Origin of the sequence: Sporosarcina sp. 6E9, from assembly GCF_017921835.1 — a bacterium.
Taxonomy (GTDB): domain Bacteria; phylum Bacillota; class Bacilli; order Bacillales_A; family Planococcaceae; genus Sporosarcina.
In genome coordinates, this window is sequence record NZ_JAGEMN010000005.1 from 52,974 (window position 1) to 71,703 (window position 18,730).

Consider the following 18,730-nt stretch of genomic DNA (forward strand, 5'->3'; position numbering starts at 1 on the left):
TTAGATTGCATATTAAGTTGCCCACATGTGGACAAGTTTTATTTAATCGATGCTATTTTCTTTCAAACCTCTATTGATTTCATTGTCTGTAATGACAGTATGAGATGCGTTCCAAACCGCTTCCCCTTTATTCAAAATGAATAGTTGCGGAGACTGGTGTTCAACACCTAAAGTGCTTTCGATTTCATTGGAAACCGGGCGCGTTTCACGAACTTTCAACCAAAATTTCGGAAGATCCGTTTCAAAATTCTCGACCCGATTAAATGCCGTTGTACTGATCGGACAGGTTGTACTATGTTTCAGAAGCAGGATAGGCTCGTCCTTCGATTTTGCCAAAACGTCTTCCCATTCCTCAATTGTATGTAGCTCTTTCATCACAATCATCTCCCTAACTCTTTTTTACTCGTAATCAATATATATAATACTTTGCACGCGTTGTCTAGTTCCCTGTTTGGCGCATCATTCGTAAGTCCTCGCGATGAGCGATTAGAATAATTCCGCTGAGTAAACATGCGAACAGAATAAATGGGGTATGATAAGAAAATGCGAGCAAAATAATTGGTAATGAAATTATTGCGCTAATTCCGGCTGCAGTGAAATTCTTCATGAACAGGTATAAGACAGCGAAAACACCTACAAACACAGCAAATACGAGTGGGCTGAATACGAGAAGACCGCCAATCAAGGTCGATACGCCTTTTCCACCACGGAACTTGAACAGGATTGGATAGACATGTCCTGCTACGACAGCAAGTAGTACAAGAAGTTCAATGAGCTGATCAAAGCCAAAAAGTCGAGCGGCTAAGACAACGAGGACACCTTTCAGTGCATCGCCGATGAATATCGCTACAAACGCTTTCTTACCATAAAGCCGGCCTGCATTACGGGCTCCAGGATTTCCGCTACCTTTAATGCGGATGTCTTCTTTGTAATAATACCTGCTCAGCAAGGAAGCCGATAATAGGTTTCCCAGTAAATACGAGCTGATTAGCAAACTAAACAACACCATACAGACCGCCCCTTATCTATGCGAATAAAAGGAGAATACTATGAAACAACTTTCACTCAGATTTTTAATTGCTTTTATATTATGTATTGGGTTCGGAATATTATTTGGCTATTTTTCAACGACCATTGGAGTTGATTCCCTATCAAGTTTCGATTCCATCATAATCAATGCGATTCAAGGACTTGAAACACCTTGGCTTACGACCATTATGACTATTTTCACGTGGATTGGTTCAGGATATGTTGTAGCCCCGATTACAGTAATTGCTGCTATATTATTGTATTTTGTTTTTAAAAAGCGTCATCAAGCATTTCTACTCGTTGTCGTGATTGCAGGAACCGTTACTTTTAATCATCTTTTAAAATTGTATTTCAAACGGGAACGTCCGGTAATTCATCGAATCATGGACGCCAATGGCTATAGCTTTCCTAGCGGACATACGATGATGGCATTCAGTCTTTATGTCATTATCGCTTATATTGCATGGCGAAATATAGAGACGAGATTGGGAAAGGTTCTGCTGATTGTATTTGCCGCGTTTATGATAATCATGATTGGGACAAGCCGAATCTATCTGGGTGTTCATTTCCCAAGTGATGTTGCTGGCGGGCTGATGGCGAGTGGGTTTTGGGTGACGATTGCTGTTACGGTTTACGCGCTATATCAAAGGCGATAGGTGTTTGACAATTTTGGGAAACCAAATGAAAAGATACACCCGAATAACGACTCGAGATCGTTATGCGACTTTATAGGTCGGATGATATTATTTATAAGTTATTTATCTTTGCTAAAATATGCTTCATAAAAGGAAATAAATGCACCTGAAATAAACATTAAACAAAATAAAACAAAAGCCCACAATGTTTGAGAACCAAGTAAAAAACCATAAATTCCAGTAATGCCATTATAATCCCATGGGTTGTTAACTGAAAGTGCCAAGATTACAATCAATCCTATTGTTCCACATAAAAGAATGATTGACCCAAACAACATTTTTTTCATAGAATTTCAACCACCTTCTTAGATTTTACCTTGATTACTTATTTACCATTTCACCCAGTAAATTAACTTGGTGGCTTTCTTATTGGGTTTCAAGGTTTAATTGCCATGAAACGCCGTACTGATCTTCTACCCAAGCGAATTTCACGCTAAATGGAGACGGGGCTAAATCTATTAGAATCTTCCCGTCTTCAGCTAATTTTTTGAAGATGGTATCGATTTCTTGTTCAGTTGCGCACGTCACAAATAAAGATAACGCGGATGTGGAAGGAATGTCATTTTCGTTCCCGTTATCAATTGCCATGAATGTTTGACCGTTCATTGTAAAAATTGCGTGCATGACCAGACCGTTTTCTTGATGAAGAATACTTCGTATTTCCGCATCTTCAAAAATCGTCGTGTAAAAGGTCATCGCTTCTTCCGCATTGCCATTGAACATTAATAACGGCGTGATTTTTTGATTTTGATAAGTCATGGTAATGCCCCTTTTTAGTTCAGTTTTTCTACTTCTTCTTCTGAAAGCACTTTTGGTTTAAACCCAGTGAGTTCAACGTATTCGGTTTTTCCGTCTACCTCAACTGAAAAGATGTCACTTTTATTTGTTAGTTGGATTGCGCCAATTTCAATCTTCTTTTCTTTATAATAGTCTTTGATTTCCGATTCGGCGTAAAATGGAACACTTGGAACTACAACAGAGTGCTCTTCTTCTTTCGGCTTCCCTTTATCAACTAGTTGTTGTAATAAATCGATGACTTCACCGAAACCGTAAATTAGAAGTCCACTGACCATTGGCGCAAAAATTGTTGTTAATCCCATCATCCCAAAATCCCTCACGTATTCGGGAAGATAAGCAACTCCTTGCATGAACCCCCATACAATAACAATGACTCCGACAACTTTTATGATAACCCCTGTCTTAAATAGCTTTTGATCCATCCTCAATCCCCTTCCCCTCTTTCGTAATTTTCAGTATACTATACGTATCAGGATTATTAATAGTTTCATTTCAAATTAAGGAGTTTTATTTTATGAATTTATTTACAAAGCGCGTCGTTCATATTATTCAAGCGATTCCTCCGGGATATGTCATGTCGTATGGACAAGTCGCGGCGGCTGCCGGAAATCCACGGGGCGCACGGCAAGTTGTTCGGATCCTTCATTCGATGAGTGAAAAACACGAACTTCCTTGGCATCGAATTATTAATGCAAAAGGAGAAATTTCTTTCTCTGGAAAAGACCAACGGGGATTACTTGAGGCAGAAGGTGTGGAATTTAGTCTCAACGGGAAAATTGACTTGGCTCGTTATCGTTGGTTTCCGCTTGATGCAGAGGACGGATAATCTAACTGGGGGGATTCGATGAAAAGAACGATAAGCGTCATCGTATTTTTTAGCGTCAGCCTATTATTCGGTTGCGGGAAGGCGACGATGACATCGGAAGATTTGATTGAAAAGACTTCGGTTATCGTGATGGTCGACCACGAAACCATTCTTGCTGATGAAACGCTGTGGAGAATTACGGATAAAACGAAAATCCGAACACAAACAGGAAAGCGGTTAACAAACGAAGACTTAAAAGCAGGCGATTTAATCAGCTATGTAAACGATGGCCACATTGGAGAATCATACCCTAGTCAAGGTACACTGAAAAAAGTCACTTTATTTAAGGATGAAAATAGTATAAAATTGAGTTCGGCAATTTTATCGTTCCTCGAAAACCAACCTCTCGGGGATTTAGTCAAGTTTGAGATGCTATCAATAGACGGGAATGAGCTAACCGCTCGCATAAAAATCTGGGATTTAGAAGTTGACGACCAACTTCTAGTCCAATTAAATCTTGAAACTAACAAATTTACGATTGTCCAAGAATAACCAGTTTACATTTTGTCAATATGGGTATTAAGAATAAGCACTACTTACAAGGAGGTGAAAGACTATGTGGAAAGACTTTAAAGAGTTCGCATTTCAAGGAAACGTATTTGATCTAGCTGTTGCGGTTGTAATTGGTGCAGCATTCGGAAAGATTGTGTCTTCATTAGTAGAAAATATTATTACGCCTCTTATCGGCATGGTATCAGGTGGCATTGATGTCTCGGGCATGCATAAAAAATATTTCAATGCAGATTTTACATACGGTGAATTCTTACAATCTGTCATTGACTTCTTGATAGTTGCCTTCGTTATTTTCTTGGTGATCCGTTTGCTTTCGAAATTCAAGAAGAAAGAGGAAGCCGTGGAAGAAGTCGAAGAAATCGATGCACAAGAAGCGCTTCTAATAGAAATTCGTGACTTGTTGAAAGAGCAAAAAATGCAATAAAGCAGAGTAGGACAACCTACACCAAAAAAACGCTCAGTCTGAGCGTTTTTTTTGATCCTATTAAGTCATTTCATTCATAAAACTTTTCTTCCAACTCAGTGCCTGCATTTTTTATCAAGTTTCTAATCATGTATTTGTATTCTTGTAAATAATCATTTTCAGGTAATTTAACTGAATTACCATCAGTAAAAACAAATTCATAGGTTGGTGCCACTTTCTCGTGCTCATCTTCGTAATAGATACCTCTTTCGATTTCATTCCAGTGGTAGGTATGTTCTTCTGTAGAAAATAACATACGGTATGATAATTTATCAGAACCTATTGAGATATAGTGTTGAGCCGCAATGAAAAAAGAAAATCCACTCAAGATTAAACAAGTAAGGCTCACCAGGACAACAGACTTTTTCCCCCAGAGTAAAAAGATCACGAACACACTTAAGAACAAGAAGAAAAGTCCCGCTGCATAAACGAGATAACTCTTACTCATCACATATAAAACCAATTGAGACTTAGAATGATACAACGCACCAATAACTCCAGTGGGCAAAACCAACAAGACAAAAGGCGATAATATTAGTAGGACGATGGCTGCAGCTAAAAATAAATGCCTTGTTTCATAATCTCTCATTATTTCACCCCCCTATTCTAAAGAGCCATGAAAATAGCGCCCTCTAATCGAAGGGCGCTACTATTTAATTAATCAACAGTGACAGAAAGCTCTTTCACAAGCAGTGACGGCGAGCCAAAACCGCCCGGCGCAAATTCTAAATCTGAACCTGTTTCTACAATGTTTTTCATATACTCATAGTAGTTTCCGGCAATCGTCATTTGCTTCACCGGCGACGCTACTTTTCCGTCTTTAATATAGAAACCCGTAGCCGCAACCGAGAAATCGCCCGAAATTGTGCTGGCTCCCGAATGTAGACCGGCTAAATCTGTGATAAGAACGCCTTCCTCCACTGATTCGATTAGTTCCTGCTTACTTTTGACGCCAGGTGCAATATACAGATTAATCGGCGCAACAGAAAGTGTTCCTTTGTAGGATTCTTTATGCGCATGCCCCGTCGTTTCTACACCGTCTTTTTTAGCTGTTTTCCGGTTATGAAGAAGCGTTTCAAGTTTTCCGTTCGAAACGATGGTTTGTTTTTTAGTCGCAACGCCTTCCCCGTCAAAATTCGCCCCCATAATTGATTCAGCGTGAAACGGGTCATCGATCAATGTGAAAACTGAAGATGCGATTTCCGTGCCGACTTTTCCTTTTAATAAAGACTGATCTTTTTGCGTGTTTTCAGCTGAAAATATGGCTGTAAATGTAGCAAGTAAAGACGCAGCAGCATCATATCTCATAATGACCGGGTATTTCTTTGTCGGAATCGATTTTTCACCTAAATGAGATAAAGCTTCTTCCGCAACTTCTTTTGCGATTCGATCAGCATCAAGTGATTGATAGTCTCGCGTCATCTCAAAAGTCATGCCTGTTTTCATTTCATCGCCTTCTTTAACAACGGCTGAAATGAAAACAAGAATCCCGTTCTTCTTTTCATTCAATGAAAGGCCTTTGTTGTTCGCCATCATGCGGTCTTCTGAAAACTCTTGCAACACGCAATAATTAACTGTAGTGATGCGCGGATCGTAAGCGAGAACTTTCTTTTCGATGGACTTAATCAGCTCAATCTTTTCAGCAGTCGGGATATTCGCAAGTTCTTCACTGTAAAATCCATGGTCGTTATAACTATCGCTACCTTCAAAAATGTCGGTGCCGTCATCTTCATCAAGAACATCGGCATTGGCAATCGCGCTTTCGATTAAGAAAGGAATCGATGCTTCCTCTATTTTTTCCGTGTATGCATAACCCATTTTTCCGTTATGAAGCCCCCGAAATCCGAGCCCACCTTCTACAGAAGTTTCGTAAGTATCGATTTCCCCTTCAAAAATCATGCATTGGAATGATTCCGTCTTTTTATAAAAAATTTCAGCTTCCTTGAAATTAGCGTTCACCGCTTCAGACAACAACTTCTCTTGAAATTCATGAATCGTCATCATTCGTTATTCCCCCTTTGTCCCGCCGACAGTTATTTCACTGACTCGAATCATCGGCTGGCCGACGTTTACAGGCAAGCTTCCACTGATTGATCCGCACATTCCCGCTCCGTGCGCAAGATTGTTCCCGACCATATCAACTTTTTGCAGCGTCTTTGCACCATTCCCGATTAATGTTGCACCGCGGACAGGTCGGTCGATTTTTCCGTTTTTCACAAGATAGGCTTCTGAAACCGCAAAGTTATAGTCGCCTGTTGCCGGATTCACCGAGCCGCCCCCCATATATTTCGCATAAATTCCATTTTCCGTTGACGCAATAATATCTTCAGGTTTTGATTTCCCAGGCGCGATATAGGTGTTTGTCATCCGTGATGTCGGATTAAACCTGTACGATTCACGGCGCGAAGAACCTGTTGCTTCCGCATTCATACGGCGTGCGTTGAATTTATCGATGAGATAACCTTTCAAAATACCATCTTCAATAAGAATATTTTTACGCGTCTTCTCACCTTCATCATCAATATTGAGCGAACCCCATTCATTCGGAAGTGTCCCGTCATCGATATACGTCACGATATCCGGCGCCACTTTTTCACCGATTCTATTTGCGAAGACCGAGTTGTTTTTCGCTACGGAAGTCGCTTCAAGGCCATGGCCACATGCTTCATGAAAAATAACGCCGCCGAATTCATTGTCAATAATGACAGGAAATTTCCCACTCGGACATTCATCGGCTTCAAGCATCGTCACCGCAATACGCGCCGCCTCGCCCGCATAATAATCAAGGTCCAGGTTTTCAATAAACTCAAAACCCGCATGGGCGCCCGGTCCGTAAAAGCCAGTTTGCAATTCTACACCATCAGATGCCGTCGCTTGAATCGCCAATCGACTATAAACCCGCGTGTCTTCCACGAACTTTCCTTCGGAGTTTGCGATGAGTATGTTTTGTTCCTCGTCAATATAGCGCAAGCCGACTTGTTGAATGCGCTCATCGTAATTTCGTGCAATATCATTCGCTTTTTTCATCACAGCCGCCCTCCCGGCGTGCTTTACCGTTTGCGGCATTTGTGCAATCGTGTGGATTGGCTTGATAATTTCTTTTTGAAGCGGATGAATGGTGCCACTTCCCCCACCTTTTATCGCCAACGCTGCTTTTTTAGCCGCCTTTATTAATCCTTCTTCCGAAAAATCGGTTGTGTATGTATACACGTTTTGAAGGCCCGAAAAAATTCGAATTCCGATACCGAAATCGCGTCCCGATATACTTCTTTCAATTTTATTGTCTTGTAGTGCCAATGTGTTTGCATAGCGATCCTCCACAAACACCTCAGCAAAATCGCCGCCCGTCGATAATGCGACCTCGATTACATTTTCGATAATGGATTGTTTAATCATGTGTTTATTCCCCCCTTGTATTTAGTATAACGAATCTACCACAATACGAAAGTGATTTCTTTAATAGTTTAGTATTTTTAATTAATTCTAAAAGGAAAAAGGTTTTGCTTGCACTAGTGAGTGGTTTGCTTGCACTAATCACTGTTTTGCTTGCACTTAACCGATGTTTCCTTGCACTCCAGCGATTTTGCTTGCCAGTCGGGACCTTACTACTACCTCATACGTTCCAAAGGAAAGCGATAAAATCTTCCCCTGTTCACGCCGTCAGCTTCAAGTGGAAGTTCGCCCAATAATCTACTAGCCGTGTAGTTATTTGGAATATGTAAAAACTCCCTGCACTCGCTATTATTCATGGTTTCGCTTACAAGCATAAACCAATCAGTTATCGCTTGGATGTGGGCAGTTTTACTAATATGACGGCAAGTGTTACACCCCCACCCCTTTACGATACGTTGCATTCCTAGTGACCCGCATTTTTCACATTGGACGCCACTTCTAATTTCATCTGGTTTAATTTGATAGCTTTTGCATATCGGAAAAGGATTATAATCTTTATGGGCATCTAACAATTCATTAGCAACACGTCTAAAGGTTTTAAGGTCTATAACAGGCGGGTTTGAATCTCGTTTTCTAAGCATGGTTGGGACTTCATTTGGAAATAGAATGTTCAGGTGGGGGCGGGTATTTTCAACGAGCTGCCTTGGATTAGGAAAGACTACCGCTGTATGAATGGGTATGGAAAAATTTCTACTATGAAACCAATCCTCAAGAAGATAACGATTGCGTTCCAATTGTACGGACGGGCATTCAAATGCATCTACCTGACCAGTGTCTAGGGTTCGTATCATTTGATTTGTTTCTTCCGAAAAACGAATACGACCTTTAATGTTTTTCACTTCTAAAATAAAAACACCTTGCCGAGACAAAAATAAATTGTCTACTTGAAATTTCCCCGTGGATCTTAGGTTCATCCCGTGGTAAATGGCATGGTCAAATGTTAACTTGTATTTATTGAAGATCGCTTCTAGAACTTTTTCTCCGTTTATTCCTGCGTTGGCTATTCGAATTTTTTCGTCAAAGTCAATTTCCTTGGAACGACTTGGCGGTAATCGACGTTTTAATGCTTCTAATCCGAACAATTTATACGGGGTTGATCCTGTTTTAACTATCATCAACTTTCACCTCCAAGATGAGCGTAACACAGGATAAAACCGTTTACCATATACTGGGTGAAGATTGATTTTTGCCCTCAATCAAGGCATCAAAAATGAATTTTGCTCATAAAAAAGTGACCGGGAAAACTTTGCTTGCACTTGGACTGGTTTTGCTTGCACTCAACTACTATTTGCTTGCACAACTATGTAGTTTGCTTGCAGTTAGCAGCCATTTGCTTGCACTCCAGCGATTTTGCTTGCAAGTCATGACCTTCGCACCACCCACGCCACCCACCTCACCAACATTTCCGCCACATCCCCTGATTGCCCACTGCGATAAGTAATGATATACTATAGGAAAGAGATTTATCGACAAAGGAGTGAAATGCTCACATGTGGTTCTTATACATTATGTTCACATTATTCGCTTTCGTCATTGTTGGGACGACTGCAGGTCTGATTCGTACGTTCAGCAGCGACAAGTAAATCATACGAACTCAAAAGGGCTATCATCATAAATTGATGATAACCCTTTTTTCATTTATGCCGTTACGTCTCTTTTATTAAACGTTAAATAACTAATTGCAAGGAACAAAATGGCATACACACTCACAACTACGACCGAGAACCCCATCGTGTTGCTATCTAACATTTTGAAACCAAGCTCATATTGCGTCAAATCATGGGCAAAGAAGATATACTTCGCAATTTCAAATCTCTCCAGGAACAAAACAATCATCGTGCCTGAGAAAAATAAGAAAATCGATAAACCAACCGCCAATGAGGTAGAACGGAAAACCGATCCGACCATGAAGGCAAACGTTGAAATCATGAACACATTGATAAGCGATAAGAACATCATATAGGCTGACTTGCCCCAAATCGCCGACAATGCCAAATCTGAGCCGCTCCAAATAATTGAATTACCTTCCGCTGACGGGAAAAAGATAAATGCGCTGATGATGGTAAATACATACACGAGTACGGTTAATAACAATCCGAACAATAAAATCGTTAAATACTTAGAGGTTAATATCTTCCACCGTTTCACGGGTCTTGATAACAACATCTTTATCGTCCCTTGTGAAAACTCGGACGCCAAGATACCAGCTGAAGCAATAATCGTGAACAACGTGACAAGCGACATGGTCCCGTATGCATCAACGATGGTTCTTTCACGACTTCCTGGTTGACTCCATTCTTCGTTCATAACAATCGTTTCTACTAAACCTTGCTTCTCGGCCTCTATTTCAGCTCGTTCATCATCCGTTAAATCAGGTGATGCAAGTTGTTCGTCCATTTGAACAACATCTGCTTCCATCTCCTCAATCCAAGTCGTGTCTGTAAATCGTTCGGACAGTTTTGTAAGTCCAGAAAGTCCTATAATGGCGACAACAAGTAGTATGGCCATAATCCAAGTCGCTTTTTTATGCCATAATTTCATCCATTCATTTTGTATGAGCTTCAGCAATTTGGCCACCTCCTGTGATTTCTAAGAATTGATCTTCAAGCGTTTTACGATACGGATTAACCGCGAACAGCTCAATCTCTTCCATAGCAAGTTTTTTCATTAGCATTGGAATCTGTTCTTTTTCAGCCTCGATAATAAATCCATCATTATTTAATTCAACCGTGAAACCTTCTGCTACTAGTATGCTTTCAACCAAGGTAGTTGGCAAAGCTTCGATATAGTAATGCGATTTTTCGGTATCAGCCGTCTCTTCGACATCGATTAACTTTCCATTTTGGATAATCGCAATCCGATCACACATCAATTCAATTTCAGACAACATATGACTGGAAACAAAAACTGAAACGCCTTCCTCCTGCGCAATCTTACGCAAATACATCCGGAACTCACGAATTCCCGCCGGATCTAGTCCGTTAGTCGGTTCATCGAGTATCAAAAACTTCGGTCGGTGTAAAAGAGCTTGTGCAAGCCCAAGTCGTTGGCGCATCCCAAGTGAATACGTCGACACTTTCTCATGAATTCGATTTTGCATGCCAACTTGCGCAATAACCTCGTCAATTCGCGCTTTTGTTACGCCGTCATGCATTCTTGCGAAATGAAGCAAGTTTTTATACCCTGACATGAACTTATACATCTCCGGGTTCTCGACAATAACGCCGACCTTTGAAACGCTGCCTTCAAAGTCTTCTTTTAATGACTTTCCCTCGATTAATACATCACCCTCAGATGGTTTCATTAATCCAACCATCATCCGGATTGTTGTTGTTTTCCCAGCCCCGTTCGGCCCGAGAAACCCTGTAATTTGACCTGGATACAACGACAGATTCAAATTATCGATGATTTTTTTCTTACCGATTGTTTTCGATAAATTCTTCAACTCTACTACTGGTTTTACACCCACATTATGACCCCTTTCTAAACAAAGATACCATCCAACTCGTGGCATCTTTCCCGTGTGTATCACGGATTTCATCAACCGCCTCTTGCGCGATTATTTGCCCCTCTTTAAGTACTACGATTTCATCGAGCAAAGGTTCCATTTCTTTTAATTCATGCGTCGACATCAAGATTGTTTGGCGTTCTGTATCTGTAAAACGGATAAGCCCTTTCGCAATATCATCGCGCACCATCGGATCCAGCCCAGAGAAGGGTTCATCCAACAAATAGTAACTCGCTTCACGACCAAGCGTGACCGCAATTTTAACCCGACCGCGATTTCCTTTTGACAAGTTTTTTATTTTCGAATCAAGACTCACGTTCAAAAACTGCGCAATTTCCTTTGCTTTAATCAAATGAAAATCTTCAAACTGTGTAGCATAAAAGTCGAAAAGCTGCTCGACAGTAAAGTATGGATAGAAAAGGTCCGTATCCGGCATATAGGCAATTTCAGAGGCAATTTTTCGTGTAATCGTTGCGCCTCCATATAACGCTTTTCCACTATCCGGCGTTAATAAACCAGCCGTCAATTTTAGAAGCGTTGTTTTCCCACTTCCATTTTCACCGACCAACCCAATAATCTTCCCCTTTGGAATTATCAAATCGATATCATGAAGCGCCTGTTGTCCGCCATACTTTTTTGAAACTTTTTTCAGCTCAATCATTTTCGCCACCCCGTTTCGTTAAATAATCCACCATTTCAGACGTCGTAAAACCAAGCGCCTCAATATTTTGAATGAATGACGCGATGAGTTGTGATTTCATTTCGTCACGGAGCCCAGAGATTTTCCGAATATCTTCTGTAACAAAAGATCCCTGCCCCCTTTTCGTTTCGGTAATCTCCATTTGCTCCAGCTCCTTATAGACACGTTGCATCGTATTTGCATTCACACCAGCTTGAACGGCATACTCTCTAACCGACGGCAATTTCTCGCCAGGCATCAATGATCCACGAATAATATCGCCGATAATCCGGTCCATCAGTTGCTGATAAATTGGTTTATCTGGAAGAAAATCCATCGTCATAACCTCACTTTCTTCTCAAACAACTTGGCACCCACCGCGAAAAAGATTAAAGTTAAGGCACCATAAAGGATAAGGCCACCAACCGAGAAGATGACGCCATCAGGTACAATTCCCGTGAAAAAATTACTGTTATGTTCGTTATAAAAAGCTAATCCTGTTAATTTAACCGAGCCAAACCCTTTGATTGTTGTTAGAAGCTCTATTGATCTAAACAACTCTGCAATTACGGATCCCGTAAAAACACCTGCGAAAAAGAAGAGCGTGGTGAAAATGATTGATAAGCGTCTTGACCGCGAACGGCCGATTTGATAAAACGACCAGAACAGAAAACCAAAACCCATCATGTAAATTGACTTCAAAAAGATTGCAATCATGACACTGGCCATTGACAGCGCCCCGTCAAACCTTGATATCGCTCCGTACGCATCAGACATTATAAACAATATACTTAATAGAACACCATTCAATACGAGTATTAACCCCGTCACCGCTACCGCAAATACGGCTTTAACGCCAACGAGTTGCCACATTGGCACAGGAGAATGCAACCAAATATCGGGTTGTTTCATTTCCTTCTCAAGACTTGTCAATAAAATACTTACGCTTATAAACATCGAAAATACAAACCAAGTACCCGATATGATCAGCGCGTTTTCAAACGTATTCATCGGCAAATCGAATGCACGGTTAATCAGCGGAGGCACGGCCACCACAACTGCGACGTTCACAATAAACAGGACGAGAATTCCCCACTTTAAAAGAACCCATTCTTTTTGCAGTAACCCTTTCAAGCGTTTTACGTCCATATTAAAGCCTCACTTTCTTTTCGAATAAAGTGATTGCAACTATAAAAAACAAAGCCGCTATTACAAAATTAATCAGCAATTCACCCGCATAGATTTCCATACTTGCGAATTCAAAGAAGAAATTTTCTTTTTCTAGGTCAAAGCTATATTCCTGATTCAACTGACCGAAATGAGTCATTTTCCTATAAATTTCCGATTCCGCTAACCTCGCTTGCAACCAAGATAAAAACAAAAAGACGATCACAACGATTGGTCCTGAAAACCCTTTTACAACTGGTTTTAATAATTGATAGAGCACCCCAAGAAATAAACCCATGCACATGATAAAAATTGATAACAAAAAGAACATGACAGCCACTATCGTTCCAATTTGAAGTAGCACGTTAAATGGCATGGATATTTGAAACACTGAAAACCTTGATGCGATAAGAACAATCATAAGTGGGAGCAGTATATTCACAAATCCAATCATTGAAGCAAATAGCATCTTAACGCCGAAAAGTTTAACTGGCGGGGACGTTGAATGAAGCCAGATGTCCGGTCGATGCATTTCCTTATTCAATGAGACCAACAAAACAGTTGTCGGTAAAATAACGCCGAGCATCACTCCCCAAACCCCATTAAATATCGGCAAAATCTCGAACATACTTACTTCCGTCATTATGATAGTACTGACAAACGACAGAAAAAGGACACCAGATAATTGCGTAATGATTGATCCGTAAAACCAGCCTTTCATCGCAAGCCATTCTTTCTTCCACAACCCATTCCACTGTTTCATATGTTCATCACCTTTCCGTATTGGTGTATTAGTTATATAGTACACTATGCGTATGTAATTAGTAAAGTGTTTATTCGAAAATATTATTAATTATTTGAATTTGATTATACAAAAACACCTCTTCCAGGTGCAGAAGAGGCGTACCAATCAAATAAACCGATTTATAATGAGTTGAATAATCAGTGCGACAGTGACGCAGCGTAAAAGGATTTTAACATGTCGCGGGTTCAGTTTTTCCGCAAGGCGGACACCGATTTGTGCGCCCGACAATGATCCGGCCATAAGCGCGAAGGCAATCGGCCAAATGATTTTTCCCATGGCAATATAACTTATTGCCGCTCCAAAACCGCTAGAAAACGTGGCCAATCGAACGAAACCGATTGCTCTGAGGTACGCAATACGAAGATGACCGAATAAATACAGCAGAAGCGTTCCTTGCCCCGGCCCAAACATGCCATCGTACAGGCCAATGCTAAACAATCCCGGCACGGCCAGTTTGGTCGGCCGCAAATCTTCCTCGCCCGTGAAATCAGCTTTTGAAAAGAATGAAGTTAAAAATGCGAAAATTAAAAGCACAACAGCAACGGTATACATCGTACTTTCCGTCAACCGCGTGGCGATAAAGCCACCTGTGAATCCGCCTGTTAGCGACACAGGAATAATCCAAACTGATTCTTTCAAGGTAATCTGCTTTTTTAATAAAACCGTTATAAATGTTGAAAACGAGCTAACGGTTGTCGATATTTTCCCCGCCCCAATGACGGAATGAATCGGAATCCCCATCAAGAGCATGGCCGGAACAGTTATTAAACCGCCGCCACCCGCAAGCGTACCTAGCGTCATCGCCACCACGCCGATAAAATATAATAATACATAATCCAAATCAGCCACCGCCTTACTACAAGTATACGGCTAGTTCACTGATTAGGTAATTCGATTGTTTCAAATTAAGTACATAAGGTTTCCTTATGAGGTTAATTCCAAAAACGGTCATTGGGATTTCTAAGCGCTAACAGTATACTAAAGCTATGAGGAGGAGAGTTCATATGCATACATTTTTAACAGGTATTGACCATATCCAAATGGCAGCACCAAAAGGATCCGAAGACAAAGCGCGTGCGTTTTACGGTGAAATTCTTGGGATGAAGGAAATTCCCAAACCAGAAAACCTGCAAGCAAGCGGTGGTTGTTGGTTCCAAGTTGGTGCCATGGAAGTGCATATCGGCATCCAACCAGATTTTACGCCAGCAAAAAAAGCCCATCCAGGTTTTACCGTGAATGCGCTTGAATCACTTAAAAGTCGATTAGAAGCGTCCGGCTACGCAATCAGTGAAGAACTGCCTATCGCAGGTCGTTCCCGTTTTTTCACGCATGATCCATTTGGCAATCGCATCGAGTTTCTAGAATTTGATTGATCACGCTTCAATAATTTCCTGCTCTTGTATATCGAGCTTTTCCAAGCCATGAATGATTTCGTCTCGCTTTCTTGCCAGGTCATCTTGGACTCGCCGCACGTCTCTTAACACGTCATTCAGCTTGGATTTCGCGTCCGTGATCCGCGAATGGACTGCCCAATCCGAAAAGATATTGTCGAAAAAGATGTCCGTAAACGTAAAGATATCATTTTTGTTCACCACAAAAGATTCTGTCGCGACGTTTTGAACGTCCATTAACTCCGTTTCAAAATGTCGCAATGCACGCTGGGCGCGGTGAACATAGTCGTCCGAACTATTAATTTCCGAGTATTTTAACGCCGAGACAATCAGTCCGCCGCCAAGAAACGTATCCCAAACCGACATGCCTTCCGCTGAACCGAGCTTATCGATGGCCACACCAAGTGCACGGCTCGCTTTAGCTCCCGCATCCCGTGCTTCATCAATTTCACGCAAAATAGAACGCAGTGTCACACGCTCATCAGCAATCTTTTGCAGCGTGCTATTCGCCGCGGAATCATACCTGCGTATCCATGTTTCCTTCTCTTTTAAAAAATCCGCCCAGTCTTCATCAATGTAGGCAAAGTCCGGGTTTTTCATATCTGCTCTTAATCTTGTTACTTCGGCTTCGAGGTCTACAAGATTCTTTTCAGCTTCGTTGTATTTTAGTTCTGCTTCCGCAGCTTCTGCAATTTCCTTCTCCATTTTTTCAGTCCATTTTCCAGTCCACTCACTTATTTTATTGGCAAATGAAAATCGACCGAGTTTCGCGACGTCCTGCTGTTCTTTTGTGAGTTGTTTATGAAAACGATCGCGGATTAAGCGCGCTTCCTTCAATTGTTTTTCCGCTCCGTCAAGCCTCCGCTTTACACGATTTCGTTCCGTCCGTTTCATCGTCAACGCCAACTGCCGCTCATGAATGTCTTCTCTCATTGACACCGCCCCCTTTATTAATTTATACGTATTTGTGCGAATAAGGTTTCAAAGAAGAAGGAATATCCTGAACACTTCTCGAAGAAACAACTATGCGGAGCGCGACATTCCAAATGTCGTCTATGTCGAGCCGGATGATGGCGACGGAAATAACTTTCAAGTATTTGCTGAATCCTTCACGGAATTTACAAGTAAGTTGAATGATCCCGACAAATATATTGGTTAAAATAAAAAGTCCGCAATGAAACGCGGACTTTTGCATTGTTAATAATGGTTCGTTTTAATTCGTTCTTGACGATGTTCTCTTCTCGCGGGCCCCATATTGTATAACGCTTTTTCAGCTTCAGTTTCTGGTATGACTGCTGGAACAGGCGATGGCTTTTTGTTTTCGTCCATCGCAACCATCGTCAAAAAGGATTCCGTCGTTAGCCGCTTCACGCCCGTCAATAAATTCGTTGAGTGAACGAGCACATGCACTTCCATGGAGGTGCGCCCAGTTGAACTCACAACCGCCTCCAACTCCAATACATCACCTACATAAGCAGCTGATACAAAGTCGACGCGGTCAATGGATGCGGTAACCACAGCGCTATTGGAATGCTTCATCGCGGTAATTGCTGCAATTTCATCGATATAGGCAAGCACTTTCCCACCGAATATGGTTTGTAAATGATTCGTATCAGGAGGTAATACTAATTTCGTTTGAATTGTGCGGGATTGGCTCATTAATCGTGTTTCAGACATTTTATCATTTCCTTTTCTATGCAATCTCAATTCCAATATACCCCGTATTCCTACTGTTGAACAGCTTTTCCGGCGCAAAATGTCCAAACGACCAATAATTACTTCGAAACGACTAAAGCATATCCGCAAACGACCAATCACCGACTCCAAACGACTAACACACATCCAAATGCGACCAATCCCCCCATCCAAACGACCAAACAACACAAAAACAAAAAAGGCAGACCCCACAACTCGAGGTCCACCTTTACACCATTTTCGCCAACAACGCATAAATTCGTTTCATCTCTTCTTGCAACGCCCATTGATCGCGACCCAGCCATCTGCAATGAATTGCATTTCCTTCCAGTCGCGTCATGCTTGCTTGCAATCCTTCTTCCTCGCGCAGCGTCTCTTGTAACGCACGGATGTCAACAGCATCGATATTTGGCGTCACTAGCCAAACAGACCCGATGTACATCGCACCTTCAAGAACACCCATGCCGCCGAGATCCAATTCACGAGGTGAAAAATGGAGTGAATCAAATGCGATTAACTCGCCTTCGACAAATATCTTAAAGTTTGAGCGAAACGACTCGTAGTCAAAAATCTCGCCACGTTTCTCACGTCCAGGCGCGATAATTTCGCCCCATAACACCGTAGAATCAGCCGCCACACGAAGGGTTGTATCCATTTGAAACTTCGCATCGACAAATGGAATAATGACTTCTGGCATCCATTCGAGACGCGCGCGTTCTTCGATGTCAACGTCTAATTTATAAAAACAGGTTTCCCCAGTATGCGAAGGGTAAATCTTCATCGCCGATTGTTGGATTAATCGGACGCGGCTATCCGGTGCAAGCTTGATCGTGATATCATTACGGTCACCCGAAACCATACCGCCCGAAGATTCCATAATGTAAACAGTCGCCGTCGGGTCTTTCCCTTCGTACAACTCACGGCTGGCTTTTAACGGAGGTTGTTGGTAAACATGAGGCATCCGCGTAATACCCCTTCGCAGTTCGAATTCCAAATCTAGTTTTCCGTTATGATGCATGCGCGTGGGATTACCCATTTTCACCAACAGGCTTAGCTCCTTCTAAAAGCATATGATGCTTGATCCACTCGACTATTTTATCAACGTTCTTTTGCGTTCTCACGTCTGCGAAAATGTACGGGCGACCACCACGCATTTTTTTCGTATCGCTGTCCATTAAATCGAGATCAACACCTACATGCGGCGCAAGGTCCGTTTTATTGATCAATAAAAGATCCGAACGCGTTAATGCAGGACCACCTTTACGCGGAATATCTTGCCCTTCTGCAACGTCAATGACATAAATATACCCATCGACAAGCTCCGGACTGAATGTAGCGGATAAATTATCCCCGCCGCTTTCCACAAAAATAATGTCGAGATCTTCAAAACGGTTTTTCATTTCATCGATTGCCGCAAAGTTCATCGAAGCATCTTCACGGATTGCCGTATGCGGACATCCGCCAGTTTCAACACCGATAATGCGGTCTTCTCCAAGAACACCATTTGTCATTAAAAACTGCGCGTCTTCTCGTGTATAAATATCATTCGTTATAACACCGATATTATAATCTTTATGCATCGCACGTGTCAGTTGGTCTACAAGTGATGTCTTACCCGAGCCAACCGGTCCGCCGATTCCAATACGTACTGGTTTCATAGTAAAAACTC

Annotated in this window: 25 protein-coding genes; 5 read left to right on the forward strand and 20 right to left on the reverse strand. The window is 41.6% G+C overall.

The genetic code is table 11. The annotated features are described in order from the left end of the window. Positions 1 to 42: 42 nt before the first annotated feature. Together ytxJ and J4G36_RS15765 are read right to left on the reverse strand one after the other, a co-directional pair. A complete protein-coding gene (gene ytxJ, locus J4G36_RS15760; RefSeq protein WP_210471355.1) occupies positions 43 to 375 on the reverse strand; it encodes a bacillithiol system redox-active protein YtxJ in 333 nt (110 codons plus the stop codon). Between the two features lie 64 nt (positions 376 to 439). Beyond that, positions 440 to 1,009 (reverse strand): glycerol-3-phosphate acyltransferase, encoded by a 570-nt coding sequence (locus tag J4G36_RS15765; protein ID WP_210471356.1) that lies wholly within the window; start codon positions 1,007 to 1,009, stop codon positions 440 to 442. Positions 1,010 to 1,049: 40 nt separating this feature from the next. Here J4G36_RS15765 and J4G36_RS15770 point away from each other — a divergent pair, with 40 nt between their 5' ends. Further along, positions 1,050 to 1,685, forward strand: coding sequence for a phosphatase PAP2 family protein (locus J4G36_RS15770; RefSeq protein ID WP_210471357.1), 636 nt, complete (start codon positions 1,050 to 1,052; stop codon positions 1,683 to 1,685). 98 nt (positions 1,686 to 1,783) lie between these two features. Here J4G36_RS15770 and J4G36_RS15775 read toward each other — a convergent pair whose 3' ends face one another. From J4G36_RS15775 to J4G36_RS15785, 3 genes are all read right to left on the reverse strand, one after another. Continuing rightward, entirely contained in the window at positions 1,784 to 2,011 is a 228-nt protein-coding gene (locus tag J4G36_RS15775) for a hypothetical protein (protein WP_210471358.1), read from the reverse strand. A 79-nt stretch (positions 2,012 to 2,090) separates the two neighbouring features. After that, positions 2,091 to 2,483 (reverse strand): VOC family protein, encoded by a 393-nt coding sequence (locus J4G36_RS15780; protein WP_210471359.1) that lies wholly within the window; start codon positions 2,481 to 2,483, stop codon positions 2,091 to 2,093. A gap of 14 nt (positions 2,484 to 2,497) precedes the next feature. Next, complete coding sequence (locus J4G36_RS15785) at positions 2,498 to 2,944, reverse strand: hypothetical protein (protein ID WP_210471360.1); 447 nt, start codon at positions 2,942 to 2,944, stop codon at positions 2,498 to 2,500. A gap of 92 nt (positions 2,945 to 3,036) precedes the next feature. Between J4G36_RS15785 and J4G36_RS15790 the strand changes: the two genes are divergently transcribed. The 3 genes from J4G36_RS15790 to mscL all read left to right on the forward strand — a co-directional run bounded on the left by J4G36_RS15790 (position 3,037) and on the right by mscL (position 4,324). After that, complete coding sequence (locus tag J4G36_RS15790) at positions 3,037 to 3,348, forward strand: MGMT family protein (protein WP_210471361.1); 312 nt, start codon at positions 3,037 to 3,039, stop codon at positions 3,346 to 3,348. 18 nt (positions 3,349 to 3,366) lie between these two features. Then, positions 3,367 to 3,879, forward strand: a complete 513-nt coding sequence (locus J4G36_RS15795) for a hypothetical protein (protein ID WP_210471362.1) — start codon at positions 3,367 to 3,369, stop codon at positions 3,877 to 3,879. Positions 3,880 to 3,943: 64 nt separating this feature from the next. Beyond that, complete coding sequence (gene mscL, locus J4G36_RS15800; RefSeq protein ID WP_210471363.1) at positions 3,944 to 4,324, forward strand: large conductance mechanosensitive channel protein MscL; 381 nt, start codon at positions 3,944 to 3,946, stop codon at positions 4,322 to 4,324. Positions 4,325 to 4,394: 70 nt separating this feature from the next. Here mscL and J4G36_RS15805 read toward each other — a convergent pair whose 3' ends face one another. From J4G36_RS15805 to J4G36_RS15855, 11 genes are all read right to left on the reverse strand, one after another. Beyond that, positions 4,395 to 4,952 (reverse strand): hypothetical protein, encoded by a 558-nt coding sequence (locus J4G36_RS15805; protein WP_210471364.1) that lies wholly within the window; start codon positions 4,950 to 4,952, stop codon positions 4,395 to 4,397. Between the two features lie 68 nt (positions 4,953 to 5,020). After that, positions 5,021 to 6,367, reverse strand: a complete 1,347-nt coding sequence (locus J4G36_RS15810; protein WP_246880668.1) for a TldD/PmbA family protein — start codon at positions 6,365 to 6,367, stop codon at positions 5,021 to 5,023. Between the two features lie 3 nt (positions 6,368 to 6,370). Next, a complete protein-coding gene (locus J4G36_RS15815; protein ID WP_210471365.1) occupies positions 6,371 to 7,759 on the reverse strand; it encodes a TldD/PmbA family protein in 1,389 nt (462 codons plus the stop codon). A gap of 212 nt (positions 7,760 to 7,971) precedes the next feature. Continuing rightward, positions 7,972 to 8,931, reverse strand: a complete 960-nt coding sequence (locus J4G36_RS15820; RefSeq protein ID WP_210471366.1) for a nuclease-related domain-containing protein — start codon at positions 8,929 to 8,931, stop codon at positions 7,972 to 7,974. 523 nt (positions 8,932 to 9,454) lie between these two features. Beyond that, positions 9,455 to 10,384, reverse strand: coding sequence for an ABC transporter permease (locus tag J4G36_RS15825; protein WP_210471367.1), 930 nt, complete (start codon positions 10,382 to 10,384; stop codon positions 9,455 to 9,457). Beyond that, positions 10,362 to 11,285, reverse strand: coding sequence for an ABC transporter ATP-binding protein (locus tag J4G36_RS15830; RefSeq protein WP_368668797.1), 924 nt, complete (start codon positions 11,283 to 11,285; stop codon positions 10,362 to 10,364). Before J4G36_RS15830 ends, J4G36_RS15825 begins: the two co-directional genes overlap by 23 nt. A gap of 1 nt (position 11,286) precedes the next feature. After that, positions 11,287 to 11,985 (reverse strand): ABC transporter ATP-binding protein, encoded by a 699-nt coding sequence (locus J4G36_RS15835; RefSeq protein ID WP_210471369.1) that lies wholly within the window; start codon positions 11,983 to 11,985, stop codon positions 11,287 to 11,289. After that, a complete protein-coding gene (locus tag J4G36_RS15840) occupies positions 11,978 to 12,346 on the reverse strand; it encodes a GntR family transcriptional regulator (protein WP_210471370.1) in 369 nt (122 codons plus the stop codon). Before J4G36_RS15840 ends, J4G36_RS15835 begins: the two co-directional genes overlap by 8 nt. Next, entirely contained in the window at positions 12,343 to 13,152 is an 810-nt protein-coding gene (locus J4G36_RS15845) for a hypothetical protein (protein WP_210471371.1), read from the reverse strand. Before J4G36_RS15845 ends, J4G36_RS15840 begins: the two co-directional genes overlap by 4 nt. Position 13,153: 1 nt before the next feature. Continuing rightward, positions 13,154 to 13,933, reverse strand: coding sequence for a hypothetical protein (locus J4G36_RS15850; RefSeq protein ID WP_210471372.1), 780 nt, complete (start codon positions 13,931 to 13,933; stop codon positions 13,154 to 13,156). Between the two features lie 147 nt (positions 13,934 to 14,080). Then, positions 14,081 to 14,815 (reverse strand): sulfite exporter TauE/SafE family protein, encoded by a 735-nt coding sequence (locus tag J4G36_RS15855; RefSeq protein ID WP_210471373.1) that lies wholly within the window; start codon positions 14,813 to 14,815, stop codon positions 14,081 to 14,083. Positions 14,816 to 14,979: 164 nt separating this feature from the next. Here J4G36_RS15855 and J4G36_RS15860 point away from each other — a divergent pair, with 164 nt between their 5' ends. Beyond that, entirely contained in the window at positions 14,980 to 15,348 is a 369-nt protein-coding gene (locus J4G36_RS15860) for a VOC family protein (protein WP_210471374.1), read from the forward strand. On the opposite strand, the gene J4G36_RS15865 is transcribed toward J4G36_RS15860, so the two are convergent. The 4 genes from J4G36_RS15865 to ureG form a co-directional block, all read right to left on the reverse strand. Then, on the reverse strand, positions 15,349 to 16,299 hold the full coding sequence (locus J4G36_RS15865; protein WP_210471375.1) for a hypothetical protein: 951 nt from the start codon (positions 16,297 to 16,299) through the stop codon (positions 15,349 to 15,351). It abuts the gene before it with no gap. A gap of 264 nt (positions 16,300 to 16,563) precedes the next feature. Further along, positions 16,564 to 17,043: an acyl-CoA thioesterase gene (locus tag J4G36_RS15870; protein ID WP_210471459.1), complete on the reverse strand. Its 480-nt coding sequence runs from the start codon at positions 17,041 to 17,043 to the stop codon at positions 16,564 to 16,566. 247 nt (positions 17,044 to 17,290) lie between these two features. Continuing rightward, positions 17,291 to 18,097, reverse strand: coding sequence for an urease accessory protein UreD (locus tag J4G36_RS15875; protein WP_210471376.1), 807 nt, complete (start codon positions 18,095 to 18,097; stop codon positions 17,291 to 17,293). Next, positions 18,090 to 18,719: an urease accessory protein UreG gene (gene ureG / locus J4G36_RS15880; protein WP_210471377.1), complete on the reverse strand. Its 630-nt coding sequence runs from the start codon at positions 18,717 to 18,719 to the stop codon at positions 18,090 to 18,092. Before ureG ends, J4G36_RS15875 begins: the two co-directional genes overlap by 8 nt. Positions 18,720 to 18,730 lie beyond the last annotated feature (11 nt).